Raw genomic sequence first — 25,584 nt, 5'->3', positions numbered from 1 at the left:
GGAAAGAGGTTTACATATGACGGAAGAAAGAGAAAGCGTATTAGTAATTGCAGTAAAGACTAAGAAGCAAGATGAAGACCATTTTGACTCTTCATTAGAGGAGTTAATATCATTAGGAAAAACAGCTGGTGGTTCAGTCGTAGGGTTTGTCACACAGAATAGAGATCGAATTCATCCTGCGACATACATGGGCGAAGGAAAGATAGATGAAGTAAAAACGGCGGTAGAAGATAATGATATCGATTTAGTTATTGCAAATGATGAGCTTTCACCTAGCCAACTTCGAAATGTAAGTACCCATTTAGGTGTTAGGGTTATTGATCGAAGTCAACTCATTTTAGATATTTTTGCTAGACGTGCCAAAACGAAGGAAGGGAAGTTACAAGTCGAATTGGCCCAATTGGAGTACATGTTGCCAAGGTTGATGGGACATGGGGTAGAAATGTCCCGTTTGGGAGCTGGTATTGGAACGAGAGGACCAGGGGAAACGAAACTTGAAACAGATCGACGCCATATTAGAAATAGAATCGTTGAAATCAAACGTAGACTGAAACAAGTGGAAAAGCAGAGAGAACAATACCGTAAACGAAGAAAGTCAAATGAGAGCTTCCAAATTGCCATTACAGGTTATACGAATGCAGGGAAGTCGACCATTTTTAATCGTTTAACTGATAGTAAATCATTAGAAGAGGATAAATTATTTGCGACACTCGACCCGCTAACAAGGAAAGTACAGCTACCATCAGGTTTACAGGCATTAATAACAGATACGGTAGGCTTTCTTCAAGATTTACCGACATCCTTAATTGCTGCATTTCGTTCCACATTGCAAGAAGTGGCAGAAGCAGATTTTCTACTGCATGTTGTAGATGCATCTGACAAGGATCAAATCCAACAGCAGAAAACCGTATTAAAACTACTTGAAGAGCTTGATGCGGATAAAATACCGTTATTAACAGTGTACAATAAAAGTGATTTAACCGATATTGATTTTATACCATTGAATCATCCTTACATCTATATGAGTGCGTATGATCAGAATGATTTAATAAGACTGCTCGATAAGATGGAGGAACTACTTAAAGAGGAATGGAATAAATATTTCATTGAATTGGATGCTAATAATAGTAATATGCTATCCCGACTGCAACATGATACAATTGTAACGGCTAGTGGATTTAATGAAGATAAAGAGAAATACATTGTTCAAGGGTATATTAGAGACAGACATCCATTACATTATTTAGTCCTCGGTAAAGAAAATAGCAACAATGAATCAGAATAGGAGTAAGAGTAGCGTATGATTGAAGAGATTGTAAAACAAACAGAAAAAGATTGCGTGACAGAACATCAAAAGGTAGACAGTATTGTAGCTTTTAATCAAAAAAAGGTATTAGATGCATTTATTAAAAATCGGGTGAGTGATAGCCACTTCCATTCAACGACAGGTTACGGTTATGATGACGCCGGTAGAGAGGCGCTAGAAGCTGTGTATGCCGACGTATTTGGAGGGGAAGATGCCTTAGTGAGACCACAAATTGTCTCAGGCACACACGCGATTACGACTGCTTTATTTGGTTTGTTACGGCCGAATGACGAGTTAATGTATATTACTGGAAAACCATACGACACGTTAGAAGAAGTAATCGGGATTAGAGGAAATAGTGCAGGGTCTCTAAAAGATTATCACGTAGCATATAAGCAAGTTGATTTAAGTGAGGGTGGAAGGATTGACCTACCAGCAGTTAGAGAGGCAATTACAAAACAAACAAAAGTTATTGGAATCCAACGATCAAAAGGATATGATGACAGACCATCCATTACGATAGAGGAAATTAAAGAAGCGGTCGCTTTTATTAAAGACATAAACGAAGAAATTATTATATTTGTCGATAATTGTTACGGAGAATTTGTTGAGAAACAAGAACCACTAGAGGTTGGTGCTGACATCATTGCTGGTTCATTAATTAAAAACCCTGGTGGTGGGATTGTTCGCGCAGGCGGGTATATCGCAGGAAGACAAGATCTTATCTTCATGTGTGGGAATCGTTTAACAGCACCAGGTTTAGGGAAAGAAACTGGTGCTACCTTTGATATGCTTAGGGAAATGTTTCAAGGTTTCTTTCTAGCACCACATGTAGTAGGAGAAGCATTAAAAGGTGCAATTTTTACGTCGCGATTTTTAGAATTAATTGGTTTCAGAACGACGCCACATTATAAAGCAAAACGCACCGATTTAATTCAATCGGTAACCTTTGAAGCGGCAGATCAAATGATAGCATTTAGTCAGGCTATCCAGAAGAACTCTCCTGTTAATTCCTATGTGACACCGTATCCTAGTGAAATGCCAGGTTATGAAGACAAAGTAATTATGGCTGCGGGAACATTTATCCAGGGTGCTAGTATCGAATTATCTGCGGATGGTCCGATTCGTGAGCCTTATACGGTATTTATTCAAGGTGGGTTAACCTATGCACATGTTAAAATTGCCTTGATTGAAGCGGTCAAAGCACTAGGTGTATAAGGCTTTATAACGCATGTTAGATTATCTAACATATTATTGACAGGTAACCTTACATACATTAAACTAGATAAAGTAGTGATTAGGGGGTCATCCTTTGAATGATAAAGAGCGGCGTATGATGCCCTTGTTCTCCATTGGTATTGTTATGAAACTAACAGAATTAACTGCTAGACAAATCAGATACTACGAGGAACATAAGTTAATATTTCCAGAACGGACATCTGGGAATCAACGTCTGTTTTCTTTCAATGATGTTGACAGATTGCTAGAAATAAAAAAATTATTAGATAATGGTCTTAATTTAACTGGAATTAAGCTGCTTTTGGATGAATCAGATGTAGAAAAAGAAAAGTTAGCGAAAATAAGAAAGTCTGAGCTAACAGAAAAAGAATTAAGAACGATATTAAAAAATGAATTAAGTCACCCAAGTAAGTTAGGGAAAACGAACTTGCGACAAGGGGAACTAGCAAGGTTCTTTTCAAAACATTAGTGTATTATTTGGAAATAAAGCGGCTATTTTGCTACTCGCAGCGGTATGCTTGTATTTCCTTTTCAAATACGTAAACATTTATTTCATACATTTCTAGGAGGCGAACGAATGGGAAAATATACGAGAGAAGACGTTGTAAAGCAAATTAAAGAACAAAATGTAAGGTTTATTCGTTTACAGTTCACTGACATGCTTGGAACAATCAAAAACGTAGAAATACCACTAAGTCAATTGAACAAAGCCTTGGATAATAAAATGATGTTTGATGGTTCTTCTATTGAAGGGTTTGTTCGAATAGAAGAATCGGATATGTATTTATATCCTGATATAGATACGTTTGTTGTATTCCCATGGACATCAGAAAAAGGGAAAGTAGCCCGCTTTATTTGTGATATTTATAAACCAGATGGAACACCATTTGAAGGGGATCCAAGATATAATCTGAAAAGGAATCTTAAGAAAATGGAAGAGCTTGGTTTTGATGCTTTTAACATTGGTGCGGAGCCAGAATTTTTCCTGTTTAAGCTGGACGAAAAAGGCAACCCTTCTTTAGAACTGAATGACCAAGGTGGATATTTTGACTTGTCTCCGACTGATTTAGGTGAAAATTGCCGCCGAGATATCGTCCTTGAATTAGAAGAAATGGGCTTTGAAATTGAAGCCTCACACCATGAAGTTGCTCCTGGTCAACATGAGATTGACTTTAAATATTCGGACGCTGTAAAACATGCTGATGATATTCAAACGTTTAAATTAGTTGTTAAAACAATTGCAAGAAAGCATAATTTACATGCGACATTTATGCCAAAACCATTATTTGGTGTCAATGGGTCTGGCATGCATGTGAATATGTCGCTATTCAAAAAAGGTGAAAATGCATTTTATAATCCAAAAGGTGATCTACAATTAAGTGATACGGCATATCACTTCTTAGCTGGTATTATAAAACATGCTACAAACTATACTGCAATAACGAATCCGACTGTTAATTCTTATAAACGTTTAGTACCTGGTTATGAAGCACCATCTTATGTTGCGTGGTCTGCTTCAAATAGAAGTCCATTATTACGTGTCCCTAATTCTAGGGGACTTAGTACGCGTTTAGAAGTACGTAGTGTCGATCCATCTGCTAACCCATACATGGCATTATCTGTATTACTTGCTGCTGGTTTAGATGGAGTTGAAAATAAATTAACACCGCCAGGGGCAGTTGATAGAAATATTTATGTAATGACGAAAGAAGAACGTGAAGAAGCTGGAATTGTGGATCTACCCAGCACACTATATGGTGCATTAGAACAATTAGTGAAGGATGAAGTAATTGTTCATGCATTAGGTGAGCATCTCTTTGAACACTTTATTGAAGCAAAAGAGATTGAATGGGATATGTTCCGTACACAGGTACATCCATGGGAGCGGGAGCAATATTTGACTAATTACTAGCCTTAGTTTGATAGGGTTTGTCTTATCGGTAAACTAGTTGTTGTGAACATATTCGTAGATAAGATCCACGAAACGCCTATCATAAATGTTAAAGTTCTTTTCACATATTTGTTGCTTTTTTTATAATTGATATTTTATATAAACTGCCAACTATGAGTTGAATTTACAATAACTGAAAAGACAACAATCATTAAGAAAACAGCCAATGTTAAAAATACCGTTCAGGTATGATTTAAACTGAACGGTATTTTTTTGTTTCATATTCATATAAGAATCACTTTCTATGTAATGCGTACCTTCTTTACAGTCGCTTGCTTGAAAGCTATTTACCATGTAAAATAAGTCCATATATGGAGGAGGGACGTTTTAATGAACTTTAACTATCAAACGCCACGATATTTAGTTGTTATTGATCAAATTAAAGGGAAAATAGGAAATGGTGAACTTGAGCCAGGGGAACGATTACCTTCAGAAATGACATTCGCCAAGGAATTAGGGGTTTCTAGAAATACACTTAGAGAGGCATTACGAATATTAGAAGAAGAAAATATCATCATTAGAAAACATGGGGTAGGTACTTTTGTTAACAATAAACCAGTTTTTTCTGGTGGGATCGAGGAACTATTTAGTATTACCACGATGATTGAGAGGGAAGGGAAAACACCAGGCACAGAACTTCTTTTCGCGGGATATGTTGACCCACATGGTGATGATATAAAGGAATTAAACCTCGGAGAAAACGAACTAGTTTTACTAGTAAAACGATTAAGGACTGCAGATGAAGAACCATTGGTTTATTGTATTGATAAAATTCCTTCCAATCTACTTTCTAAAGGCTATAAGGTAGATAAGGAATCTATATTTTCCTCTTTAGAAGAATTGGGGATTACCATAGGTTATGCAGAAGCAGAGATCAAAACAATTGGGTATCATGAAGAAATTTCAAATATTATGAATTGTGACAAAGAAACACCGTTATTAATCCTAAGGCAAATACATTATGATCTCAACGACCGACCAGTTTTATATTCGATTAATTTCTTTAAATCAGATCAAATTGCATTTAATGTCTTACGAAAACGAACCTATTAACATATATTAGTGACTTCCGACATGGGAAGCATGGAAGATTATTGTCGGAAGGAACAATGCTGTAGGTGCGTATTTCTCCTTGGTCAATATATCATCTTTTCACCTTTTTCTGAATATAAGTTATTACCTAAAATACAGTTGACTTGTTGGACATCCTACCTTAAACTAGATATGTAATCAAATTGTAAGGGATTACAATACGATATTGTTGTTGGACGTCCTATCAATTTAATGCAGTTTCATATTTAAATAAATTAAGGTGAGGTAGAGTCTAGATGAATATATTATGGGGAATCTTCGGTATTTTAGTAGTTTTACTCATTGCTTTTCTCTTTTCAAATCAAAAGAAAGCGATTAAATTAAGGACCGTTATTGGTGGGTTGGCCATTCAAATAGCGTTTGCATTTATCGTGTTAAAGTGGGAAGCAGGGCGTACCGCTTTAGAATGGTTCACTTTAAGGGTACAAGATATTATTAATTATGCTAATGAGGGAATCAGCTTTTTATTCGGCTCTTTAGCTGATAGTGATCAATTCGGTTCCATTTTTGCATTTCACGTCCTACCAATTATTGTGTTTTTCTCAGCATTAATATCAGTATTATATTATCTAGGAATTATGCAATGGTTTATTCGAATCATTGGTGGGGCATTATCGAAGTTATTAGGTACTAGTAAAACGGAGTCAATGTCTGCAGCAGCAAATATTTTTGTTGGACAAACAGAGGCACCACTTGTTGTCCGTCCATTTCTAGATAAGATGACTAATTCGGAATTATTTGCAGTAATGACTGGTGGATTAGCTTCTGTTTCAGGCGCTGTATTAGTAGGGTATTCATTGTTAGGGGTACCACTTGATTACCTCTTAGCAGCATGTTTCATGGCGGCACCAGGGGGATTGGTTATGGCAAAAATAATGCTGCCAGAAACGGAAAAGTCGGAAACCTCTGATGAAATTACACTTGAAAAAGATAAAGATACAGCTAATGTCATCGATGCAGCAGCAAAAGGTGCATCTGATGGTTTATCACTGGCGTTAAACGTTGGTGCCATGTTACTAGCGTTTATTGCTTTAATCGCTTTAATAAATGGAATAATAGGTATTTTTGGTGGAATTACGTTGGAACAAATTTTAGGGTATGTGTTTGCTCCACTTGCATTTGCAGTAGGTGTTCCTTGGGAAGAGGCGATTACTGCAGGGAGTTTCATTGGTCAAAAACTGGTTCTTAACGAATTTGTAGCATATGCTTCATTTGCTCCTGAAATAGCAGCGTTATCTGAAAAAACAGTTCTAATTATAAGTTTTGCATTATGTGGATTTGCTAACCTGAGCTCAATGGGAATATTATTAGGTGGGTTAGGCGGTATGGCCCCGAATCGTCGTGCTGACATAGCAAAATTAGGTCTAAAAGCGATTGCTGCAGGTATGCTAGTGTCATTGCTAAGTGCTTCAATTGCAGGGATGTTCTTTTAAGTAATATAAAATAGATAAAAAAAGGATGATGGTCAACATGAGAATGATCGACATAATTGAGAAAAAACGTGATGGACAAGAATTAACAAAAGAAGAGATTTATTTTGTAATAGAAGGTTACACAAACGGTGATATTCCAGATTACCAAATGTCTGCTTTTGCAATGGCTATATATTTCCAAGATATGACATCCAGTGAAAGAGTTAATTTAACGATGGCAATGGTAGAGTCTGGTGACCAAATTGATTTATCCGATATTAAGGGGATAAAAGTGGACAAGCATAGTACTGGTGGTGTTGGTGATACGACAACATTGATTTTAGCTCCTCTCGTTGCATCCGTTAGTGTACCAGTAGCTAAAATGTCAGGCCGTGGATTAGGTCATACTGGTGGTACGGTTGATAAGTTAGAAGCTATAGAAGGATTCCAGGTAGAAATAGATGGGAAAACTTTCAATGAATTAGTTAATAAAAATAAGCTAGCTGTTGTTGGCCAGAGCGGAAACTTAACTCCTGCTGATAAGAAACTTTACGGTTTACGTGATGTAACAGCAACTGTTGATGCGATTCCATTAATAGCTAGTTCAATTATGAGTAAGAAAATTGCCTCGGGCGCAGACGCAATTGTACTTGATGTAAAAACTGGATCAGGTGCATTTATGAAAGATATCGAAGGAGCAAAAGAACTCGCACATGCCATGGTTCAAATTGGTAATGGAGCAGGTCGCAATACGATTGCAGTTATTTCTGACATGAGTGAGCCTCTAGGGTTTGCAATCGGAAACGCGTTAGAAATAAAAGAGGCAATTGATACACTCAAAGGACAGGGGCCTAAAGACTTAGAAGAATTATGTTTAACACTTGGAAGTCAGATGGTTTACTTGGGAGGAAAAGCAGAAACGATTGAAGATGCACGTGAAAAATTAATCGAAGTAATGAAATCTGGTAAAGCAATTGAGACATTCAAAACTTTTGTTGCTGCACAAGGTGGAGATGATTCCGTTATAGATCATCCAGAAAAATTACCAACTGCTTCTTATACGTTTGAAGTAGAGGCGAAGCAAGATGGCTTTGTATCTGAGATTATTGCAAATGAAATCGGAATTGCAGCAAGTGTACTAGGTGCTGGTCGTGCAACAAAAGAATCAGAAATCGATTTAGCAGTAGGATTAGTTTTAAACAAAAAAGTTGGAGAACAAGTGAAAAAAGGCGAGTCACTTGTCACAATCCACAGTAACCGTGAAGATGTAACAGATGTTGTAGAAAAGATTTATCATGCATATGGCATTTCAGAACAAACGGTAGACGCAAATCCATTGGTTTACGATATTATTTACAATTAAACGGGTCCAATAGGGCCCTTATTTTTGACTTTTAGAGGTTGGACGTCTTACAATGTAGGTGGATGATAAAGGAGGTATTTTTAAATGGATTTGAGATTTAAACGTTTTTTTTTAATCGTTATGGATTCGGTAGGTATCGGGGAATCACCAGATGCAAAGAGCTATAATGACGAAGGTGCTGATACCTTAGGTCACATTGCTTCTCATATGGGAGGATTAAAGATGCCAAACATGGGGGCGCTAGGACTAAGTAATATTCGTGAAATCGGGGGAATCACACCAACAAGCAAACCTTTAGCGCATTATACAAAAATGCAGGAAGCGTCACGAGGGAAAGATACGATGACAGGACATTGGGAAATTATGGGGCTTCATATTGATACACCATTCCGTACATTCCCTGATGGATTTCCTGATGAAATCATTAACAAATTAGAAGAAAAAACGGGTAGAAAAGTTATCGGAAATAAACCAGCATCAGGAACAGAAATTCTTGAAGAACTTGGTGAGGAACATATGCAGACAGGTAGTTTAATCGTATACACATCAGCTGATTCAGTATTACAAATTGCAGCACATGAGGAAGTTGTTCCGTTAGAAGAACTTTATGAGATTTGTGAATATGCAAGAGAATTATTGAATGACCCAGCATACATGGTCGGTCGTGTTATTGCTCGTCCATTCGTTGGAAAGCCAGGTGCGTTTGAACGAACACCGAATCGTCATGACTACGCATTAAAACCTTTTGGCCGTACAGTAATGAACGAATTAAAAGATGCAAATTACGATGTTATTTCGATAGGGAAAATTTCTGATATTTTTGATGGCGAAGGAGTAACCAAGTCGCTTCGCACGGTGTCTAACATGGATGGTATGGATAAACTTCTAGAAACATTAGATATGGACTTTACTGGACTAAGCTTTTTAAATTTAGTTGATTTTGACGCGAAATATGGTCACAGACGTGATCCACAAGGATACGGTGAAGCATTAGAAGCATATGATGCCAGATTACCAGAAGTGTTCGAGAAATTAAGAGAAGATGATTTACTTATTATTACAGCAGACCATGGAAACGATCCAATTCACCATGGTACAGACCATACGAGAGAATATGTTCCATTACTCGTTCATCATAAAGGAATTGAAGAGGGAATCCATTTACCAATTAGAGAATCATTTGCAGACATTGGTGAAACAATAGCTAATAACTTCCAAGTGACAAGTCCAAAAAATGGGAAAAGTTTTTTAAACGAAATTAATTAAGAGGTGAAAAAGATGAACATCAATAAAATTAAAGAAGCTGCGAGCTTTATTTCAGGACAAATAACTTCGATGCCGAAAGTTGGTCTTATCTTAGGATCAGGATTAGGTGTACTTGCAGATGAAATAGAAAATCCAACAAAAATCAAATACGAAAATATTCCAGGATTTCCTGTATCAACCGTTGAAGGCCATGCTGGTCAGTTAGTAATTGGTGAATTACAGGGAATGACTGTATTAGCGATGCAAGGACGTTTTCATTTCTATGAAGGATATAAATTGGATGAAGTAACTTTCCCAGTACGCGTGATGAAAGCATTAAATATCGAGACCGTTATTGTAACGAATGCGGCAGGAGGCGTTAATCGTTCCTTTGTACCTGGTGATCTAATGTTAATTACGGATCATATTAACAATGTTGGTATTGATCCGTTAATTGGTCCGAACGACTCTGAATTAGGTGTGCGTTTTCCAGATATGTCAACTGCTTATACAAGAAATATGCAAGAAATCGTACGTCAGGCTGCAAATGATTTAAACATCAAGTTAAAAGAAGGCGTATATGTTTGGAATAGTGGTCCAAGTTATGAAACACCAGCAGAAATTCGCATGTTAGAAAAAATTGGTGGAGATGCTGTAGGAATGTCTACAGTGCCAGAAGTAATTGTAGCTCGTCATGCAAACATGAATGTTATTGGCATTTCATGTATCACAAATATGGCAGCAGGTATTTTAGATCAACCACTTTCTCATGAAGAAGTTATTGAAACGACGGAGAAAGTGAGAGAAGATTTCTTAGGCTTAGTTAAAGCAACTGTTCAAGGATTAGCAGATTAATCGATAAAATAATATGAGGTGAAAAAATTGGAAAAGAATTTAGCAAAGATGATTGACCATACCGTATTAAAAGCCGAAACAACGAAAGAACAAATTGTGACAGTTTGTGAAGAAGCGAAGCAGCACAATTTCTATTCTGTATGTATTAATCCTACATGGGTAAAAGAAGCTGCATCATTGTTGAGCGATTCAGAGGTTAAAGTATGTACCGTAATTGGTTTTCCTTTAGGTGCAACTACTTCAGAAGTGAAAGCATTCGAAACAAAGAATGCAATTGAAAATGGTGCTGGTGAAATCGATATGGTTATTAATATCGGCAAACTAAAAGATGGAGACGTAGACTTTGTTAAAGAAGACATCAGAAAAGTAGTTGAAGCGGCAAAAGAAAAGGCGCTTGTAAAAGTAATTATTGAAACATGTTTACTAACAGATGATGAAAAAGAAATTGCATGCAAACTTGCTGTCGAAGCTGGTGCTGACTATGTTAAGACTTCTACTGGTTTTTCAACAGGTGGAGCAACAGTCCACGATATTAAGTTAATGCGTAAAACCGTAGGCCCTGATATTGGTGTGAAAGCTTCTGGTGGTGTAAGAGATCGCGAGGCAGTATTAGCGATGATCGAAGCTGGCGCAACTCGTATCGGTGCAAGCTCTGGTGTTGCAATTGTTTCAGGTGAAGTTGGAAGTAGTGATTATTAAGTGAATTTATGGTCTTTCGGATAGGAAAGACTGGGTGGGCGAGGGATATTACTAAATTGGTGTTCAAAAAGAGGGTTAAACTGTCTTTTTGAACACCAATTAAAAGAAGGAAGTAAAAATGTTTAAAGAAAAAATTAATAACCTCACAGGTGTTTATGATAAAGGCTCAACAATAAAAAGAGAGATACTTGCAGGCTGTGTGTCATTCTTTACGATTGTTTATATTATTGTAGTAAATTCAACGATATTAGGTGATGCAGGAATTCCGATTGAAGCAGCTGTTTGGGCAACAATATTGACCTCAATGGTTGGATGTTTAATTATGGGAATTTGGGGGAATTTACCTTTCATCCTCGTACCAGGAATGGGTGTCAATGCGATGTTCACCTATACCTTTGTTCATTCCATGGGATTAACTTGGCAAGAAGCACTTGCTGTTGTTTTTCTATCTGGAATCTTTTTTGTTATTATTGCTTTTACTAAATTGTCAAAAATCCTAGCAACCTCGATTCCGGCTTCCTTAAAGGATGCGATTAGTGTTGGTTTAGGTTTATTTCTTGCGCTAATCGGACTTGAGAAAAGCCAAATTATTGTGAAGGGTGAGCACTCTCTAATACAATTAGGCGATATTGGTAGTTTAGAAGTAATCGCTTTTCTATTGACCTTTGTCATCGCAATTATATTGTTTTTACGTAATGTACCAGCTAACTTTTTAATTACTATATTAATGGGAACTTTCATTGCATGGATCTTTGGTCTTGTAGACACAAGTGAAATGGGGAGTTTTGGGATTACGGCAGGTGACTATGGACAAGTATTTGCTGCGATGTCCTTTGAAAGGATAGCATCTTTAACGTTTTGGGTAGCGATCTTTTCACTTACAATGGTACTAGTATTTGAACATATTGGACTCTTAAGTGGCCAGGTATCCCAAATAAATCAACCAGAAAAATATAGCACAGGCTTTCGTGTGAGTTCCGTTTCTACAATATTTAGTAGTATTTTTGGCTCAAGCCCAACGGTTTCTACCGTGGAAGGTGCTGCAGGAATTGCAGCAGGTGGACGTACTGGAATTACGTCAATTGTCACAGGAATTCTATTTTTATTATCCATCTTTTTCATTCCATTTGTAAAAATCATTCCAGGAAGCGCAATTGCCCCAATTCTAATTATTATTGGGGGGTTAATGTTACAGAATGTGAAGAATATTAATCTTCAAGACTTATCAGAAGCTATACCCGCATTTTTAATCATCATTATGATTCCATTTTCGTATAGCATTGCAGATGGTATTGCATTTGGCTTTATCGCTTATCCACTTGCTAAGCTAGTAGTAGGAAAATCAAATCAAGTTTCCATACCTTTATATATTGTTGCAGGTCTTTTCTTAATCAATTTTATATTACATGGAGTGTAAGTTTTGTAAGAGAAGTATCAAAAAGGGAAAGCGAAACTTAACTAATGTGGAATACTAACTCGTGATGCAGGTCTATTACTGGGATAAGAAAAAAATCAAACGAATTATATATAGAAATAAAAAATGGAGACTTTTCCTTAGAATGGAAAGTCTCCATTTTTGTTAGACAAAAAATTACTGATTAGTCAATATTTCGGTGTAAGCCGACTACTTTACCAAGAATAGATACGTTTTGGTAGATTAAAGGTTCCATCGTTGCGTTTTCTGGTTGCAGTCTGATATGTCCCTTTTCTTTAAAGAAACGCTTAACTGTAGCTTCGTTATCTTCTGTCATTGCTACGACAATATCTCCGTTATCTGCAGTGTTCTGTTGCTTCACAATCACCATGTCTTTATCAAGGATTCCTGCTTCAATCATACTTTCTCCATCGATGACGAGTACAAATAGATTGTCATCAGGACTCGCACTGGAACTAGGTACTGGAATGTATTCTTCTATGTTCTCTACTGCAGTAATTGGTATACCGGCAGTAACTTTCCCAATCACTGGTGCATACCGTACGCCATCTTTTGGAATATTTCGGTCATTGTCCAACTGTTCTAAAATCTCTATTGCCCTTGGTTTTGTAGGGTCTCTTCTAATATATCCTTTATTCTCAAGTCTTTCTAAGTGACCATGCACAGTAGAACTAGAGGCTAACCCAACAGCTGCAGCGATTTCACGAACGGAAGGTGGGTAACCTTTTTTTCTAACTTCATCTTTAATAAAGTCTAGTATCATTTGTTGCCGATTTGAAAGTTTTGTCATCTATTAAACTCCTCATGCATATGATTTGTTAATAGTAGTTTACCATTTTATTCTATCATTAGCAAACATTCGTTCTAAAAAAACAATTGACAAGACCGTATGTTCGTGAGATACTATCGTCAGACGAACAAAGGTTCTTGGTTTAGTAAGGGAGGGCTTCGTATGTTTAGTAAAATTAATAAGACAGATGCGTTTTACTTGGTATCTTTTGGATTAACATTAGCATTTTTATATGTTTCAATGATAATAGTAAGTTAGATAGATAAGGGGTCTTCATTTTGAAAGCAATTATATATTGTAGGGTTAGTACGGATAAACGGACACAGGAAACGTCCTTAAAACGGCAAAAGGAGGAATTATTAAGGCTTGCCGAACGCTATCATGTAACTGTAGTTGAAAGTATTGAAGAACAAGAGAGTGGATATGAAATAGATCGTGATGGCATATTTAGAATGCTAGAGCTTTTCTCGGATAAAAAAGCTGATTGCCTCTTTATTCAAGATGAAACACGATTAGGTCGTGGTAATACAAAAATAGCATTGTTTCATCAATTACATAAAATGAATATTCCAATCTATACTGCCATTCATGATGGGAAACTCGAGCTATCTGAGTCTGATTCAATGGTTTTGCAAATTGTTGGTGTTGTTGAAGAATATCAACGAAAAATTCATAATGCAAAGATTAGAAGAGGGATGAAGAGAGCTGTTGAAAAGGGATTTAATCCAAGCAAAAACCTTTCAAATCAACATTTAGCTTCTGGTAGAGAAAGAAAAGCTTTTCCTATTGAAGAAGTAGTACGATTAAGACAAAAAGAAATGACTTTTGAAGAGATAGCACAAACGTTAAATGGGATGGGCTATCATGTGTCTAAGGCAACCGTTCATAGAAGGTACAAAGAATTCCATAATACTTGAATATTATCGAGCAGAATAGTAAGATTTAGAAACAAGAACAATATTTTTTCGTTCTTGTTTTTCTGTTTTAATAAACAATAGGGAACTACTTGTGTAAGGAAGGATAATGACAATGCTGTCAAAAGAAAATTTAAATAGAATTAATGAATTAGCAAGGAAATCGAAAACAGAAGAATTAACGGAACAGGAGAAAGAAGAGCAAAAGAAACTTCGTGAAGCGTATTTGAAAAATGTAAGAAGTTCTTTTAAAAATCAATTAAAGACCATGACAGTTATCGATCCGAATGGAGAGGATGTCACTCCAGAGAAATTAAAACATTTTCAGCAAAGAAATAAAAAGCATTAGTCCTTCTTTCACATTAGTGTAACAAACAATAGATAAATCTGCTTGTTACAAACGCTTTTTCCGTATAAAATAGGGAAGGACACTAAAATCCATTACATAAGTGAAAGGAGCACACAACATGTCAAATAATGTTGAACAATTATCAATCAATACAATAAGAACACTATCCATTGATGCTATTGAAAATGCAAATTCAGGTCATCCAGGGTTACCAATGGGGGCAGCCCCAATGGCATATACATTATGGACAGACTTTATGAATCATAATCCAAAAAATTCGAAATGGTTTAATCGTGACCGTTTTGTACTTTCTGCTGGCCATGGTTCCATGCTTTTATATAGTTTACTTCATTTATCTGGTTATAATTTGACCATTGAGGACTTAAAACAGTTCCGTCAATGGGGATCAAAAACACCAGGACATCCTGAAGTACATCATACAGATGGTGTTGAAGCAACAACAGGTCCACTTGGTCAAGGAATTGCAATGTCTGTTGGGATGGCGATGGCTGAATCCCATTTAGCTGCTAAATATAATAAAGAGGACATCTCTGTTGTTGATCATTACACCTATGCACTTGTAAGTGATGGCGATTTAATGGAAGGCATTTCCCATGAAGCAGCATCTTTAGCTGGTCACTTAGGATTAGGTAAATTAATTGCGCTATATGATTCCAATGATATCTCATTAGATGGTGAGTTAAACCTTTCATTCTCTGAGAACACAGAACAACGCTTTAAAGCATATGGCTGGCAAGTACTTCGTGTGGAAGATGGAAACGATACGAATGCAATTAGAGCTGCTATTAAAGAAGCTCAGGAGAACACAGAACAACCAACATTAATCGAAGTTCGCACAGTAATTGGATATGGTTCGCCAAACAAATCTGCTTCATCTGCATCTCATGGTGCACCACTTGGAACAGACGAAGTGAAGCTTACAAAAGAATTTTACGAATGGGGACATGACGATTTCCATGTACCGGAAGAAGTATATGCTGATTTCAACGAGAAAATCGTTAAAAACGGTGCAGAACAAGAAACAAAATGGAATGAATTATTAAACACCTATAAAGAAAAGTATCCAGAATTAGCTACAGAGCTTGAACTTGCAATGAAAGGTGAACTTCCTGAAGGCTGGGAAAAAGATTTACCTGTATATGAAGCTGGTAGCTCACTTGCATCAAGAGCATCTTCTGGTGAAGTATTAAACGGGATTGCAAAAGCGGTACCAAACTTCTTCGGAGGTAGTGCAGACTTAGCTGGATCAAACAAAACATACATGAATGGTGAAGATGATTACTCTCGTAACAACTATGCTGGACGTAATATCTGGTTTGGTGTTCGTGAACATGCTATGGGAGCTGCATTAAATGGTATGGCCCTACATGGTGGCTTAAATGTATTTGGTGGTACGTTCTTCGTATTCAGTGACTACTTAAGACCATCTATCCGTTTAGCATCAATCATGAATATGCCTGTAACGTACGTGTTCACACATGATTCGATTGCTGTTGGGGAAGATGGACCAACACATGAACCTGTTGAGCAATTAGCAGCATTACGCGCAATGCCAGGTCTATCTGTTATGCGTCCTGCTGATGGTAATGAAACAAATGCTGCATGGCGTCTAGCTGTTGAATCTACGGATACACCAACTGCTTTAGTACTAACAAGACAAAACCTTGTAACACAAGAGGGCACAAAAGAAAATGCCTATGAAGGTGTTAAAAAAGGTGCATATGTTATTAGTAAATCAGAAAATGAAACAGCAGATGCATTGTTACTTGCGTCTGGATCTGAAGTACAACTTGCTGTTAATGCCAAAGAAGCATTGAAAGCTAAAGGAATTGATGTAAGTGTTGTAAGTATGCCTTCATGGGATCGTTTCAACGCGCAAGATGAAGCATATAAAAACACTGTATTACCAAAAGAAGTGAAAAACAGAGTTGCAATTGAAATGGCTTCTTCCATAGGATGGCACCGCTATGTTGGGGATAACGGAATCGTTATCGGAATCGACACTTTTGGAGCATCTGCACCAGGTGAAAAAGTAATGGAAGAGTATGGATTCACAGTAGATAACGTAGTGAAGCAAGTAGAATCTTTAGTGAAATAATATAATAAAAAGGTGGTTCCAATAGCGGAACCACCTTTTTTTGATGTTATTGTTATAAGCTAGGACGTAAAAGATATAAACTGCGCAGTAAGATGAGATAGTACTCATCCTACCGTTCCGGCAATACACTTCGCTTTCCGCGGGCGGCTGGTGAGCCTCCTCCGTGCTAACGCACTCCGTAGTCTCACCTAGGCCTGTCCTCCCGCAGGAGTCTGCGTGTATTGCCTACACTGGGATTGTGCTATTTAACTTCTACGGTAATACTGCCATATGATGGTTGATTGTAGCGGAGGGCAGTCGACTCCTGCGGGAAAAGCACGTGTCCGAAGACCAGGAAGAAGCGTTCTTGGCGTCACGAGGGGGCTGAGGCCGTGCCCGCGGAAAGCGTACTGCCCGCAGCGGAAATCAACACGCACTTACCGCGCATTTTATATCAATTGTTCATTAAGATACAATATTTGAGATAAAGTAATACTTTTTTTCAACTTATCGTAAAAAAATACCCTTTCGACAAAACTAGTAAACCTTTGCAAGAAATAGTGACATTCTTTTTAGGATAAATGCGTATAATAGAATAAAAGGGAGGTTTTATAGAGATGTATGAGTATTCTATTTATTGGATAAGAGAAGAAATCGCAAGTCATTACTTTCACAAAAGTGATATTTTGTATCGCTTTTTCGGGGAATATCAAGATAATTCGAATCGAATAGATTTAAGAAAGCAATACCTCTATATTACAAATCGTTTCTCAAAAAACACCATGATCTCCCACATAAGCATGCATTTAAAAGATAATGTCAATTTTCATATGAAAGGTTCTTCAATGGAAATATACACTGATAGACAGTATATTTCTTTACATATCAGTGAAAAACAATTAAAATTTCGTAGTGGGTCCCTTCAAGATGCAGAAGAAATTCTGTTTCCAGTTTTACGAATTTTTCAACCGTTTTTATTTGTAATCGGAAATACAGATGAAAAATATGGCTGGATTACGCCAGTGAAACTTCCTAAAGCTGAACGAGAAAATCGAGTATTGTATTCTTGGTAGTGATTTAATATACTATATTAGAGACAACACGAAGGAGGAAGCTAGAAATGGACATAATTTGGGTCGTACTAATTGCTATAGGAACATTAATTGCCGGTGTTGCTCTAGGTTTTTTCCTAGCAAGAAAATATATGATGGACTATCTTAAAAAGAATCCGCCTATTAATGAGCAAATGCTTCGTACAATGATGATGCAAATGGGTCAAAAACCATCGCAAAAGAAAATCAATCAAATGATGCGTGCAATGAACAATCAAGCAGATAAGAAATAGAAATTATAGATGATGTATTCATTGCACAAAAATACCCCTAAACAGATTGTTTAAGGGGTGTTTTTATCATCTGACGATAAATGTTTCCTATTTTTGTCATATTCATTTCTTTTATTTGCATTACATTTTGCTACAATAGAGACAGATAGGGGGATTATTATGTCTGAAATAAATATTTTTCTTGCGTTTGGTGCGGGTTTCTTATCATTTGTGTCGCCATGTGTATTACCACTGTTTCCAGTGTTTTTATCGTACATAACTGGCATGAGCGTCAGTGAAATAAAGGAAGAGAATACGAAGTTAAATCGTAAAGCATTGATACATACTATTTGCTTCTTATTAGGTTTTTCGAGCATTTTTATTATGATTGGTTTTGCCACAACCTTTATCGGAGAATTCTTATTAACCTACCAGGATATTATAAGACAGGTTGGGGCTATACTAATTATATTCTTTGGATTGGTTATTGTAGGAATTTTTAATTTTGAATTCTTAATGAAAGATCGAAAAATACAATTTAAAAATCGACCAGCAGGATTTTTTGGTTCCTTCTTGATTGGGATGGCTTTCTCGTTAGGCTGGACGCCGTGTACAGGACCGATTCTTGCCATTGTCTTATCATTAGCAGCCACACAACCTGATATAGGGATGGTCATGATGGTTAGCTATATCTTAGGATTTTCTATTCCATTTTTAGTTTTAGCATTTTTTGTTGGTAAATTAAACTGGTTTAAAAAACACAGCGAAAAAATGGTAAAAATTGGTGGTTATGTGATGATTTTCATGGGTATAGCATTATTTTTTGATTGGATGACGAAACTTACAGCATTCTTGGCGGGCTGGTTTGGTTTTTCAGGCTTTTAATGGAAATTATCACGTGTTATACTTTATAATAGGGGACGTTCAAAAAGTCTGATGAAAATGACAGATCGCCGTTTCTAGTTGGCTTAAGATTGTGCTACTTACGTATTCGTAGTATATGTTTCGTCTGTCAAAGCGACGCCGACTCGAACTTCTCGGTCTTTTTTCCTCCTTTTTGAATGAATACTTATATAAATAAGTTAAGGAGATTCTAATATGTACAAACAAAACAATCTAATTTTACGTACAACAACTTCCCTAATCGCTTTTCTTTTATTAGGTTTTGCCTTGTATTTATTATTCGCTGGACACAATGACCCTGGTGGTGGATTTGTCGGTGGATTGTTGACTTCAGGAGCAATTCTATTGTTATATATGGCTTATGGGATTGAAGCAATGAAAAAGATGCTGCCATTTGATTTTAAGGTACTCATTCCAATCGGATTAACTACCGCTGTTTTAACAAGTGCTGGTTCCTTTTTATTTGGAGTTCCTTTTTTATCCCACACTTTTGGATACTTTCAATTTCCTATCTTTGGTGAAGTTGAATTAGCAACTGCCATGCTATTTGACTTCGGTGTTTATTTTACAGTTGTCGGGGTAGTGATGACAATAATTATAACTATTGCAGAGGATCAATAACCAGGAGATAGGGGGACTAATTGATGGCTAGAGTAGTAATAGTAGATGATGCTAAATTCATGCGCGTTACGCTAGCGAATATGCTAACGAAGGCTGGACATGAAATTATAGGAGAGGCTGATAACGGCAGGGAAGCTGTGAAGCAATATCAATCACTCTCTCCTGATATCGTAACAATGGATATTACAATGCCCGTGATGAACGGTATTGAAGCAACAAAAGCAATAACGCAGTCAGATAAGGATGCAAAAATTATTGTTTGCTCTGCAATGGGACAGCAAAAAGTTGTTATGGAGGCAATTGAAGCTGGTGCAAAAGATTTTATCGTAAAACCTTTTGATGAGACGCGTGTATTAGATACAATTAGTCGAATATTAGGTTAAACTGTAAACGTTATTATTACATAAGAATGACTTTTTAAACTTACTTAAGATTATTATGCTGTATGAGAGTGAGAGAGTATATGTTTTATATAATAGGAAGCACAGTCGTTTTTGCGTTTATGGCCACGATGATGGTATTCATTCGGCTAAAAGCATCGAAGAAACCAGCATCAATTAAAAAAATTATATTACCACCAATCATGATGAGTACTGGTGCATTCATGTTTCTATTCCCAGTTTTTCAAATACAATGGATACAAGTAGTAGAAGCACTAATTGTTGGTGCAATTTTTTCTATTCTTTTAATAAAAACTTCTAAGTTTGAAATAAAAGGGGGAAATATATATCTAACTCCTTCCCGCGTATTTCCGATTGTTCTTCTAGGTTTAATTGTAGTAAGATTAATAATTAAACTAATTGTCGGTAGTTATATTTCATTAGGGGAGACGACAGGGATGTTTTTTATCCTTGCATTAGGAATGATTTTAACTTGGAGAACTACAATGCTTATACAATATTTACAAATTAGAAAAGAACAAGAAAATGCGCCAATCTAATGATTTGGCGCATTTTTTTGTTTTTTGTACTTTGTTTCCCAATTTTCTTGATAGTTATCTTTTGAAAGAGCAAATAGTTCTTCAAATGGTGTAACATCTATTTCTTTTTCTTTTAACTTCTTTCTTAAGAATTTATGATCGCGTTTGGGAGTAGCGATAATATATCCTTCAATTACGATATCTTGTGTAATAAGACTGTTGTTCTTCTTAAGTGCAATTTCTCCGATCTTGCTCGCTATTTTCTGTCTAGCAACATCACGAAACAACTCAGGAACTGGTGAGATTAATTCTTCTAGGAGTTTCTTTTCATTTTCTTTCCACAAACCCTTTGTTTTTTCGAAATAATATACTTCCCAATCCATGACTGACTTTCCATCGGCTTTTGGGATTTGCTTAAGAAATTTACGGAACATAAAGAAACCGCCAATAGCCAGAAAACCAATAAGGAAGAATCCCCATAATACCAATACAATTTCCATGTTTTCACCTTATTCTCTTATTAATAGTTACGAAAATTTAATTAATATATCATAATTAATTTATTTTTCCTGAGGTTTATAGTATGATTACTTCATAAATAGATTATCTACATATATACAATTATAATCGTTAATATTTAGACAAACAAGTATCATATTCGATAGAACTTTTCATATACTGATATAAAGAAAGTATTTCAACGTCAGATTGGTATAAAAGGGGAGGAAGTGATGGGATTTGAAGAACTTCATTCAAAAATTAACGAACCAGGGGAATCTAGTAAAGATAGTTTTACAATAGGGCAGGTACTTAACAAATTTACAAACTACTCCACATTACCTGATGTGATGCTGGATTGGATTGAATATAATCAAGGTGAAATCATCATCATATGGAATAAAGTTGGCGAAATTGTGTTTATATCTAATTCGGTTGAAAGGTTACTCGGATATAAGAAGTCGGAACTGCTTGGGAGATACTGGCGTGAATTCGTTTCTTTAGAAGAAGAGGTGGATTACGTAAAAACGCATTTCGATAGATTGGTTGAAAAGAAACAACGTTTTACGGTTACAATGGATCATAAAGATGGAAAATGTATGGTTACAGAGTGTTTATCTGAAAAAATATACGATGAACAAACACAGGAAGTTTATTATGTATCATCTTTGAAAGATATAACGGATAGAAAAGAAACGGAAAAACTATTGGTACGTTCTGAGAAGATGTCAGTGGCTGGACAACTTGCTGCTGGAATAGCACATGAAATTCGTAATCCATTAACTTCTATAAAGGGCTTCTTACAATTAATACAAGCAGGCGTCAATCGGAAAGAAGAATATTATAAAATTATGATTGAAGAAATCGAAAAAATGGAGAAAATTACCTCAGAGTTGTTGTTTATCTCTAAACCGTTGACAGATATGAAGCAATTAGAATCTGTTGACGATATGGTTAAAGATGTTGAACATTTACTTGCTACACAGGCTAAATTGAAGAATATTGATATTGTTATTGCTGAGCCGATTACAGCGTCTATTTTTTGCGATAAATCTCAGATTAAGCAAGTGCTAATTAATCTTATGAAAAATGCGATCGAAGCAATGAATGAAGCTGGTTTTATTACACTACATGTACATGACACAGATGCAGAAGTGGAGATTCTTGTATGTGATGAAGGACCTGGTATTCCACACGAAATCATAAATAAATTGGGTGAACCATTCTTCACAACGAAACAAAGTGGAACAGGCTTAGGTATCATGATTTCCAAACAGATTTTAGAATCGCATCACGGAAGAATGGAGATAATGAATAACGAAGGGAAAGGGACGACATTTAAATTAGTCTTCCCGAAATATTACAAGCGTAAGGTGTAGGAACGATAACTATTAGAATAATAGATTTATATTTAGTATAAGCAAAACTTATCGGAATACATAACTTATTAATATATTATTGATTAACCATATTTTATTGTTTTATACCTACAATTCCTATATTATAGAATTGTAGGTATTCTATTTTACTATTTTAGTAGTGATTATTTTTGTCTGATTACCTCACTATTTGAAGTGGGCATGGCAAAAATGAATGAAAGGGGTATTTTTATGGGGAATGAAAACGCATTTAACGCGAAAAAACAGTTTGATCTAAATGGAAAAACGTATAATTATTATGATTTAAAAACATTAGAAGACGCAGGTTTAGGTAATATTAGCCGCTTACCATTTTCAGTGAGAGTATTATTAGAATCGGTAGTTCGACAACATGATGGACGTCAAATAAAAGATGAGCATGTAAAAGGACTTACAAAATGGGGCACGAGTGAAGGTGAAGGTGTAGATGTTCCATTTAAACCATCACGTGTTATCCTTCAAGATTTTACAGGTGTACCGGCAGTGGTTGACTTAGCGTCTTTACGTAAAGCAATGGTTGACTTGGGTGGAAAAGCAGATGAAATCAACCCTGAAGTACCAGTTGATCTTGTAATCGATCACTCTGTACAGGTAGATCAATATGGTACAGTGAATGCACTTAGGACAAATATGGATTTAGAATTTAAACGGAATACGGAGCGTTATGAATTCTTAAACTGGGCACAAAAGGCATTTGATAATTATCGTGCGGTTCCACCAGCAACTGGTATTGTTCACCAAGTAAACCTTGAATACCTTGCGAACGTCGTGCATGGTATAGAAAATGATAAAGGTGAATATGATGCATATCCAGATACATTAGTTGGTACAGATTCACATACGACAATGATTAATGGTTTAGGTGTACTTGGCTGGGGTGTAGGTGGTATTGAAGCAGAAGCAGGAATGCTTGGACAACCTTCTTACCTAACACAACCAGAAGTAATTGGTGTTAAATTTACTGGAAGCTTCCCGAACGGAACGACAGCTACAGACTTGGCTTTAAAAGTTACCCAAGTACTACGTGAACAGCAAGTAGTAGGTAAATTTGTTGAATATTTTGGACCTGGACTTAAAGATATGCCGCTTGCTGATCGAGCGACAATTTCAAACATGGCTCCTGAATATGGTGCAACATGCGGATTCTTCCCAGTTGATGAGGAGACATTAAACTACCTTCGTTTAACTGGTCGTAGCGAAGAACAAATTGATTTAGTAGAAACATATTCGAAAGCGAATAACTTATGGTATTCACCTGATCAAGCAGATCCAGAATATACAAAAGTAATTGAAATCAACCTTTCTGAATTGGAACCAAATCTTTCTGGTCCAAAACGTCCACAAGATTTAATTCCTTTATCAAAAATGAAAGATGAATTCAATAAAGCAATTACAGCACCAGAAGGAAACCAAGGTTTCGGTTTAGATAAATCTGAATTTGATAAAGAAGTAACCGTTACACTTAAAGATGGTTCAACGACTGTTATGAAAACGGGTTCTATCGCTATCGCTGCAATCACTTCATGTACGAACACGTCTAACCCTTATGTAATGTTAGGTGCTGGTCTAGTAGCGAAGAAAGCGGTTGAAAAAGGACTTACCGTTCCAGCTTCTGTGAAAACTTCCTTAGCACCTGGTTCAAAAGTTGTAACACGTTACCTTGAAGATGCTGGATTACAAACCTATTTAGATCAATTAGGATTCAACCTAGTCGGCTATGGTTGTACAACATGTATTGGTAACTCTGGTCCATTGCTTGAAGAGATTGAAACTGCAATTCAGGACAGTGATTTAATCGCATCTTCTGTTCTGTCAGGTAACCGAAACTTTGAGGGACGTATTCATCCATTCGTGAAAGCGAACTATTTAGCTTCACCACCACTTGTTGTTGCATATGCTTTAGCAGGTACAGTGGATATCGACCTTGCAAATGAAGCCCTTGGTAAAGATGCAGACGGCAATGATGTCTTTATGAAAGATATTTGGCCAACAATGGATGAAATTAAACAAGAAGTGAATAAAGTTGTTACACCAGAAATCTTCCAAAAAGAATATGAAAATGTATTTGATTCAAATGAAAAATGGAATGCAATTGAAACAACAGATGAGCCAATCTTTGAATGGGATAGTGAGTCCACGTATATTCAAAATCCTCCATTCTTTGAAGGGTTATCAAAAGATCCAGATACAGTTAAACCCTTAAATAATTTACGTACTGTAGGTAAATTCGGCGATTCAGTAACAACAGACCATATTTCACCAGCTGGAGCTATCGCAAAAGACATGCCAGCAGGTAAGTATTTACAAGAAAAAGGAGTTTCACCTAGAAACTTCAACTCTTATGGATCTCGTCGTGGTAACCATGAAATTATGATGCGCGGTACATTTGCAAATATCCGTATCCGTAACCAAATCGCACCAGGTACAGAAGGTGGATATACTACTTACTGGCCAACTGGTGAAGTAATGCCAATTTTCGATGCGGCGATGAAATATAAAGAGGATGGTACTGGACTTGCAATCCTTGCAGGAAAAGATTACGGAATGGGATCTTCTCGTGACTGGGCAGCGAAAGGTACAAATCTATTAGGTATTAAGACAGTAATTGCTGAGAGCTTCGAACGTATCCACCGTTCAAACCTAGTAATGATGGGTGTACTACCATTGCAGTTTGAAAAAGGAGATAGTGCAGATAGCCTTGGGTTAACTGGTAAAGAAGTATTCAACGTTGAAATCGATGAAAACGTAAAACCTCAGGATGTCGTTAAAGTAACTGCAACTGACGAAGAAACAGGCAAAGAAACAGTATTTAACGCTGTTGTACGTTTCGATAGTGAAGTTGAAATCGACTACTATCGTCATGGCGGTATTTTACAAATGGTACTACGTAGCAAAGTAACCGTAGGAGCGTAATAACCGTCAGTATAAAAACTCTTGCACAATTATGTGCAGGAGTTTTTTGTTTTGTTAAAGCCTTTTTATAATCAATGTTGTTGTGTTATATCTATATAGTTGATGTAAACTTCGGACTAATTTAATTCAGTATTGTGTGAAGCACATCGTTCCGGAAACACACTTCGCTTTCCACGGGCGGCTGGTGAGCCTACTACGTGCTATCGCACTCCATAGTCTCACCTAGGCCTGTCCTCCCGT

The 25,584-nt window shown here is 36.5% G+C and carries 24 protein-coding genes; 22 read left to right on the top strand and 2 right to left on the bottom strand.

Annotated features, from left to right (window positions below; all coding sequences use genetic code 11):
• The first annotated feature begins 16 nt into the window (after nucleotides 1–16).
• The 11 genes from hflX to D8M05_RS04455 all read left to right on the top strand — a co-directional run bounded on the left by hflX (nucleotide 17) and on the right by D8M05_RS04455 (nucleotide 12,579).
• Nucleotides 17–1,285 carry a GTPase HflX gene (hflX, locus tag D8M05_RS04505; protein ID WP_121129083.1) on the top strand — a complete coding sequence of 423 codons (1,269 nt, stop codon included), beginning with the start codon at nucleotides 17–19 and terminating at the stop codon, nucleotides 1,283–1,285.
• 15 nt (nucleotides 1,286–1,300) lie between these two features.
• Nucleotides 1,301–2,524, top strand: a complete 1,224-nt coding sequence (locus tag D8M05_RS04500; protein WP_121129081.1) for a methionine gamma-lyase family protein — start codon at nucleotides 1,301–1,303, stop codon at nucleotides 2,522–2,524.
• 94 nt (nucleotides 2,525–2,618) lie between these two features.
• Complete coding sequence (locus D8M05_RS04495) at nucleotides 2,619–3,014, top strand: MerR family transcriptional regulator (protein ID WP_121129080.1); 396 nt, start codon at nucleotides 2,619–2,621, stop codon at nucleotides 3,012–3,014.
• A 108-nt stretch (nucleotides 3,015–3,122) separates the two neighbouring features.
• The gene (gene glnA, locus D8M05_RS04490) at nucleotides 3,123–4,457 is read left to right on the top strand and encodes a type I glutamate--ammonia ligase (protein ID WP_121129078.1); all 1,335 of its coding nucleotides are present in this window, start codon (nucleotides 3,123–3,125) and stop codon (nucleotides 4,455–4,457) included.
• Nucleotides 4,458–4,826: 369 nt separating this feature from the next.
• Nucleotides 4,827–5,549, top strand: a complete 723-nt coding sequence (locus D8M05_RS04485) for a GntR family transcriptional regulator (RefSeq protein ID WP_121129076.1) — start codon at nucleotides 4,827–4,829, stop codon at nucleotides 5,547–5,549.
• Between the two features lie 275 nt (nucleotides 5,550–5,824).
• Nucleotides 5,825–7,021 carry a NupC/NupG family nucleoside CNT transporter gene (locus D8M05_RS04480; protein WP_121129074.1) on the top strand — a complete coding sequence of 399 codons (1,197 nt, stop codon included), beginning with the start codon at nucleotides 5,825–5,827 and terminating at the stop codon, nucleotides 7,019–7,021.
• Between the two features lie 37 nt (nucleotides 7,022–7,058).
• Nucleotides 7,059–8,363 carry a pyrimidine-nucleoside phosphorylase gene (locus D8M05_RS04475; protein WP_121129072.1) on the top strand — a complete coding sequence of 435 codons (1,305 nt, stop codon included), beginning with the start codon at nucleotides 7,059–7,061 and terminating at the stop codon, nucleotides 8,361–8,363.
• Between the two features lie 84 nt (nucleotides 8,364–8,447).
• Entirely contained in the window at nucleotides 8,448–9,629 is a 1,182-nt protein-coding gene (gene deoB, locus D8M05_RS04470) for a phosphopentomutase (RefSeq protein ID WP_121129070.1), read from the top strand.
• Between the two features lie 12 nt (nucleotides 9,630–9,641).
• Nucleotides 9,642–10,463, top strand: coding sequence for a purine-nucleoside phosphorylase (locus tag D8M05_RS04465; RefSeq protein WP_121129068.1), 822 nt, complete (start codon nucleotides 9,642–9,644; stop codon nucleotides 10,461–10,463).
• A gap of 27 nt (nucleotides 10,464–10,490) precedes the next feature.
• Entirely contained in the window at nucleotides 10,491–11,162 is a 672-nt protein-coding gene (deoC, locus tag D8M05_RS04460; protein WP_121129066.1) for a deoxyribose-phosphate aldolase, read from the top strand.
• Between the two features lie 118 nt (nucleotides 11,163–11,280).
• Nucleotides 11,281–12,579 carry an NCS2 family permease gene (locus tag D8M05_RS04455; RefSeq protein WP_121129064.1) on the top strand — a complete coding sequence of 433 codons (1,299 nt, stop codon included), beginning with the start codon at nucleotides 11,281–11,283 and terminating at the stop codon, nucleotides 12,577–12,579.
• Between the two features lie 181 nt (nucleotides 12,580–12,760).
• Here the strand turns inward: D8M05_RS04455 and lexA are convergent, their stop codons facing one another.
• Entirely contained in the window at nucleotides 12,761–13,387 is a 627-nt protein-coding gene (lexA, locus tag D8M05_RS04450; RefSeq protein WP_121129062.1) for a transcriptional repressor LexA, read from the bottom strand.
• Nucleotides 13,388–13,665: 278 nt separating this feature from the next.
• On the opposite strand from lexA, the gene D8M05_RS04445 reads away from it, so the two are divergent.
• The 9 genes from D8M05_RS04445 (at nucleotide 13,666) to D8M05_RS04405 (ending at nucleotide 20,536) form a co-directional block, all read left to right on the top strand.
• Entirely contained in the window at nucleotides 13,666–14,304 is a 639-nt protein-coding gene (locus D8M05_RS04445) for a YneB family resolvase-like protein (protein ID WP_121129060.1), read from the top strand.
• Between the two features lie 112 nt (nucleotides 14,305–14,416).
• Nucleotides 14,417–14,650, top strand: coding sequence for a DUF896 domain-containing protein (locus tag D8M05_RS04440; RefSeq protein ID WP_121129058.1), 234 nt, complete (start codon nucleotides 14,417–14,419; stop codon nucleotides 14,648–14,650).
• A 118-nt stretch (nucleotides 14,651–14,768) separates the two neighbouring features.
• The gene (gene tkt, locus D8M05_RS04435) at nucleotides 14,769–16,769 is read left to right on the top strand and encodes a transketolase (RefSeq protein WP_121129056.1); all 2,001 of its coding nucleotides are present in this window, start codon (nucleotides 14,769–14,771) and stop codon (nucleotides 16,767–16,769) included.
• Nucleotides 16,770–17,365: 596 nt separating this feature from the next.
• Entirely contained in the window at nucleotides 17,366–17,821 is a 456-nt protein-coding gene (sirA, locus tag D8M05_RS04430; RefSeq protein WP_121129054.1) for a sporulation inhibitor of replication protein SirA, read from the top strand.
• Between the two features lie 47 nt (nucleotides 17,822–17,868).
• Nucleotides 17,869–18,093, top strand: a complete 225-nt coding sequence (locus D8M05_RS04425; protein WP_121129052.1) for a YneF family protein — start codon at nucleotides 17,869–17,871, stop codon at nucleotides 18,091–18,093.
• A gap of 159 nt (nucleotides 18,094–18,252) precedes the next feature.
• Nucleotides 18,253–18,957: a cytochrome c biogenesis CcdA family protein gene (locus tag D8M05_RS04420; RefSeq protein ID WP_121129050.1), complete on the top strand. Its 705-nt coding sequence runs from the start codon at nucleotides 18,253–18,255 to the stop codon at nucleotides 18,955–18,957.
• 213 nt (nucleotides 18,958–19,170) lie between these two features.
• Nucleotides 19,171–19,596 carry a Na(+)/H(+) antiporter subunit B gene (locus D8M05_RS04415; RefSeq protein WP_121129047.1) on the top strand — a complete coding sequence of 142 codons (426 nt, stop codon included), beginning with the start codon at nucleotides 19,171–19,173 and terminating at the stop codon, nucleotides 19,594–19,596.
• Between the two features lie 23 nt (nucleotides 19,597–19,619).
• The gene (locus D8M05_RS04410; RefSeq protein ID WP_121129045.1) at nucleotides 19,620–19,979 is read left to right on the top strand and encodes a response regulator; all 360 of its coding nucleotides are present in this window, start codon (nucleotides 19,620–19,622) and stop codon (nucleotides 19,977–19,979) included.
• 80 nt (nucleotides 19,980–20,059) lie between these two features.
• Entirely contained in the window at nucleotides 20,060–20,536 is a 477-nt protein-coding gene (locus D8M05_RS04405; RefSeq protein WP_121129043.1) for a CcdC family protein, read from the top strand.
• Here the strand turns inward: D8M05_RS04405 and D8M05_RS04400 are convergent.
• Nucleotides 20,533–21,015 carry a DUF2621 family protein gene (locus tag D8M05_RS04400; protein ID WP_121129042.1) on the bottom strand — a complete coding sequence of 161 codons (483 nt, stop codon included), beginning with the start codon at nucleotides 21,013–21,015 and terminating at the stop codon, nucleotides 20,533–20,535. The genes D8M05_RS04405 and D8M05_RS04400 overlap by 4 nt on opposite strands.
• Nucleotides 21,016–21,246: 231 nt before the next feature.
• On the opposite strand from D8M05_RS04400, the gene D8M05_RS04395 reads away from it, so the two are divergent.
• Both D8M05_RS04395 and acnA read left to right on the top strand, forming a co-directional pair.
• Nucleotides 21,247–22,392, top strand: coding sequence for an ATP-binding protein (locus D8M05_RS04395; protein WP_245985194.1), 1,146 nt, complete (start codon nucleotides 21,247–21,249; stop codon nucleotides 22,390–22,392).
• A 231-nt stretch (nucleotides 22,393–22,623) separates the two neighbouring features.
• Entirely contained in the window at nucleotides 22,624–25,344 is a 2,721-nt protein-coding gene (acnA, locus tag D8M05_RS04390) for an aconitate hydratase AcnA (RefSeq protein ID WP_121129040.1), read from the top strand.
• Nucleotides 25,345–25,584: the final 240 nt, after the last annotated feature.

Origin of the sequence: Oceanobacillus bengalensis, assembly GCF_003628445.1 — a bacterium.
Taxonomy (GTDB): Bacteria; Bacillota; Bacilli; order Bacillales; family Amphibacillaceae; genus Oceanobacillus; species Oceanobacillus bengalensis.
The sequence above is the reverse complement of the archived record's forward strand: the minus strand, read 5'-3'. Positions and strand labels throughout refer to the sequence as shown.

What these genes read in the sequence shown, in the direction of transcription:
- D8M05_RS04440 (WP_121129058.1), top strand. Translation starts at nt 14,417, where the DNA reads ATGCTGTCAAAAGAAAATTTAAATAGAATTAATGAATTAGCAAGGAAA.
- D8M05_RS04455 (WP_121129064.1), top strand. Translation starts at nt 11,281, where the DNA reads ATGTTTAAAGAAAAAATTAATAACCTCACAGGTGTTTATGATAAAGGC.
- D8M05_RS04410 (WP_121129045.1), top strand. Translation starts at nt 19,620, where the DNA reads ATGGCTAGAGTAGTAATAGTAGATGATGCTAAATTCATGCGCGTTACG.
- D8M05_RS04475 (WP_121129072.1), top strand. Translation starts at nt 7,059, where the DNA reads ATGAGAATGATCGACATAATTGAGAAAAAACGTGATGGACAAGAATTA.
- D8M05_RS04465 (WP_121129068.1), top strand. Translation starts at nt 9,642, where the DNA reads ATGAACATCAATAAAATTAAAGAAGCTGCGAGCTTTATTTCAGGACAA.
- D8M05_RS04405 (WP_121129043.1), top strand. Translation starts at nt 20,060, where the DNA reads ATGTTTTATATAATAGGAAGCACAGTCGTTTTTGCGTTTATGGCCACG.
- D8M05_RS04395 (WP_245985194.1), top strand. Translation starts at nt 21,247, where the DNA reads ATGGGATTTGAAGAACTTCATTCAAAAATTAACGAACCAGGGGAATCT.
- acnA (WP_121129040.1), top strand. Translation starts at nt 22,624, where the DNA reads ATGGGGAATGAAAACGCATTTAACGCGAAAAAACAGTTTGATCTAAAT.
- D8M05_RS04425 (WP_121129052.1), top strand. Translation starts at nt 17,869, where the DNA reads ATGGACATAATTTGGGTCGTACTAATTGCTATAGGAACATTAATTGCC.
- tkt (WP_121129056.1), top strand. Translation starts at nt 14,769, where the DNA reads ATGTCAAATAATGTTGAACAATTATCAATCAATACAATAAGAACACTA.
- D8M05_RS04485 (WP_121129076.1), top strand. Translation starts at nt 4,827, where the DNA reads ATGAACTTTAACTATCAAACGCCACGATATTTAGTTGTTATTGATCAA.
- deoB (WP_121129070.1), top strand. Translation starts at nt 8,448, where the DNA reads ATGGATTTGAGATTTAAACGTTTTTTTTTAATCGTTATGGATTCGGTA.
- D8M05_RS04500 (WP_121129081.1), top strand. Translation starts at nt 1,301, where the DNA reads ATGATTGAAGAGATTGTAAAACAAACAGAAAAAGATTGCGTGACAGAA.
- glnA (WP_121129078.1), top strand. Translation starts at nt 3,123, where the DNA reads ATGGGAAAATATACGAGAGAAGACGTTGTAAAGCAAATTAAAGAACAA.
- D8M05_RS04415 (WP_121129047.1), top strand. Translation starts at nt 19,171, where the DNA reads ATGTACAAACAAAACAATCTAATTTTACGTACAACAACTTCCCTAATC.
- lexA (WP_121129062.1), bottom strand. Translation starts at nt 13,387, where the DNA reads ATGACAAAACTTTCAAATCGGCAACAAATGATACTAGACTTTATTAAA.
- sirA (WP_121129054.1), top strand. Translation starts at nt 17,366, where the DNA reads ATGTATGAGTATTCTATTTATTGGATAAGAGAAGAAATCGCAAGTCAT.
- hflX (WP_121129083.1), top strand. Translation starts at nt 17, where the DNA reads ATGACGGAAGAAAGAGAAAGCGTATTAGTAATTGCAGTAAAGACTAAG.
- D8M05_RS04480 (WP_121129074.1), top strand. Translation starts at nt 5,825, where the DNA reads ATGAATATATTATGGGGAATCTTCGGTATTTTAGTAGTTTTACTCATT.
- D8M05_RS04400 (WP_121129042.1), bottom strand. Translation starts at nt 21,015, where the DNA reads ATGGAAATTGTATTGGTATTATGGGGATTCTTCCTTATTGGTTTTCTG.
- D8M05_RS04420 (WP_121129050.1), top strand. Translation starts at nt 18,253, where the DNA reads ATGTCTGAAATAAATATTTTTCTTGCGTTTGGTGCGGGTTTCTTATCA.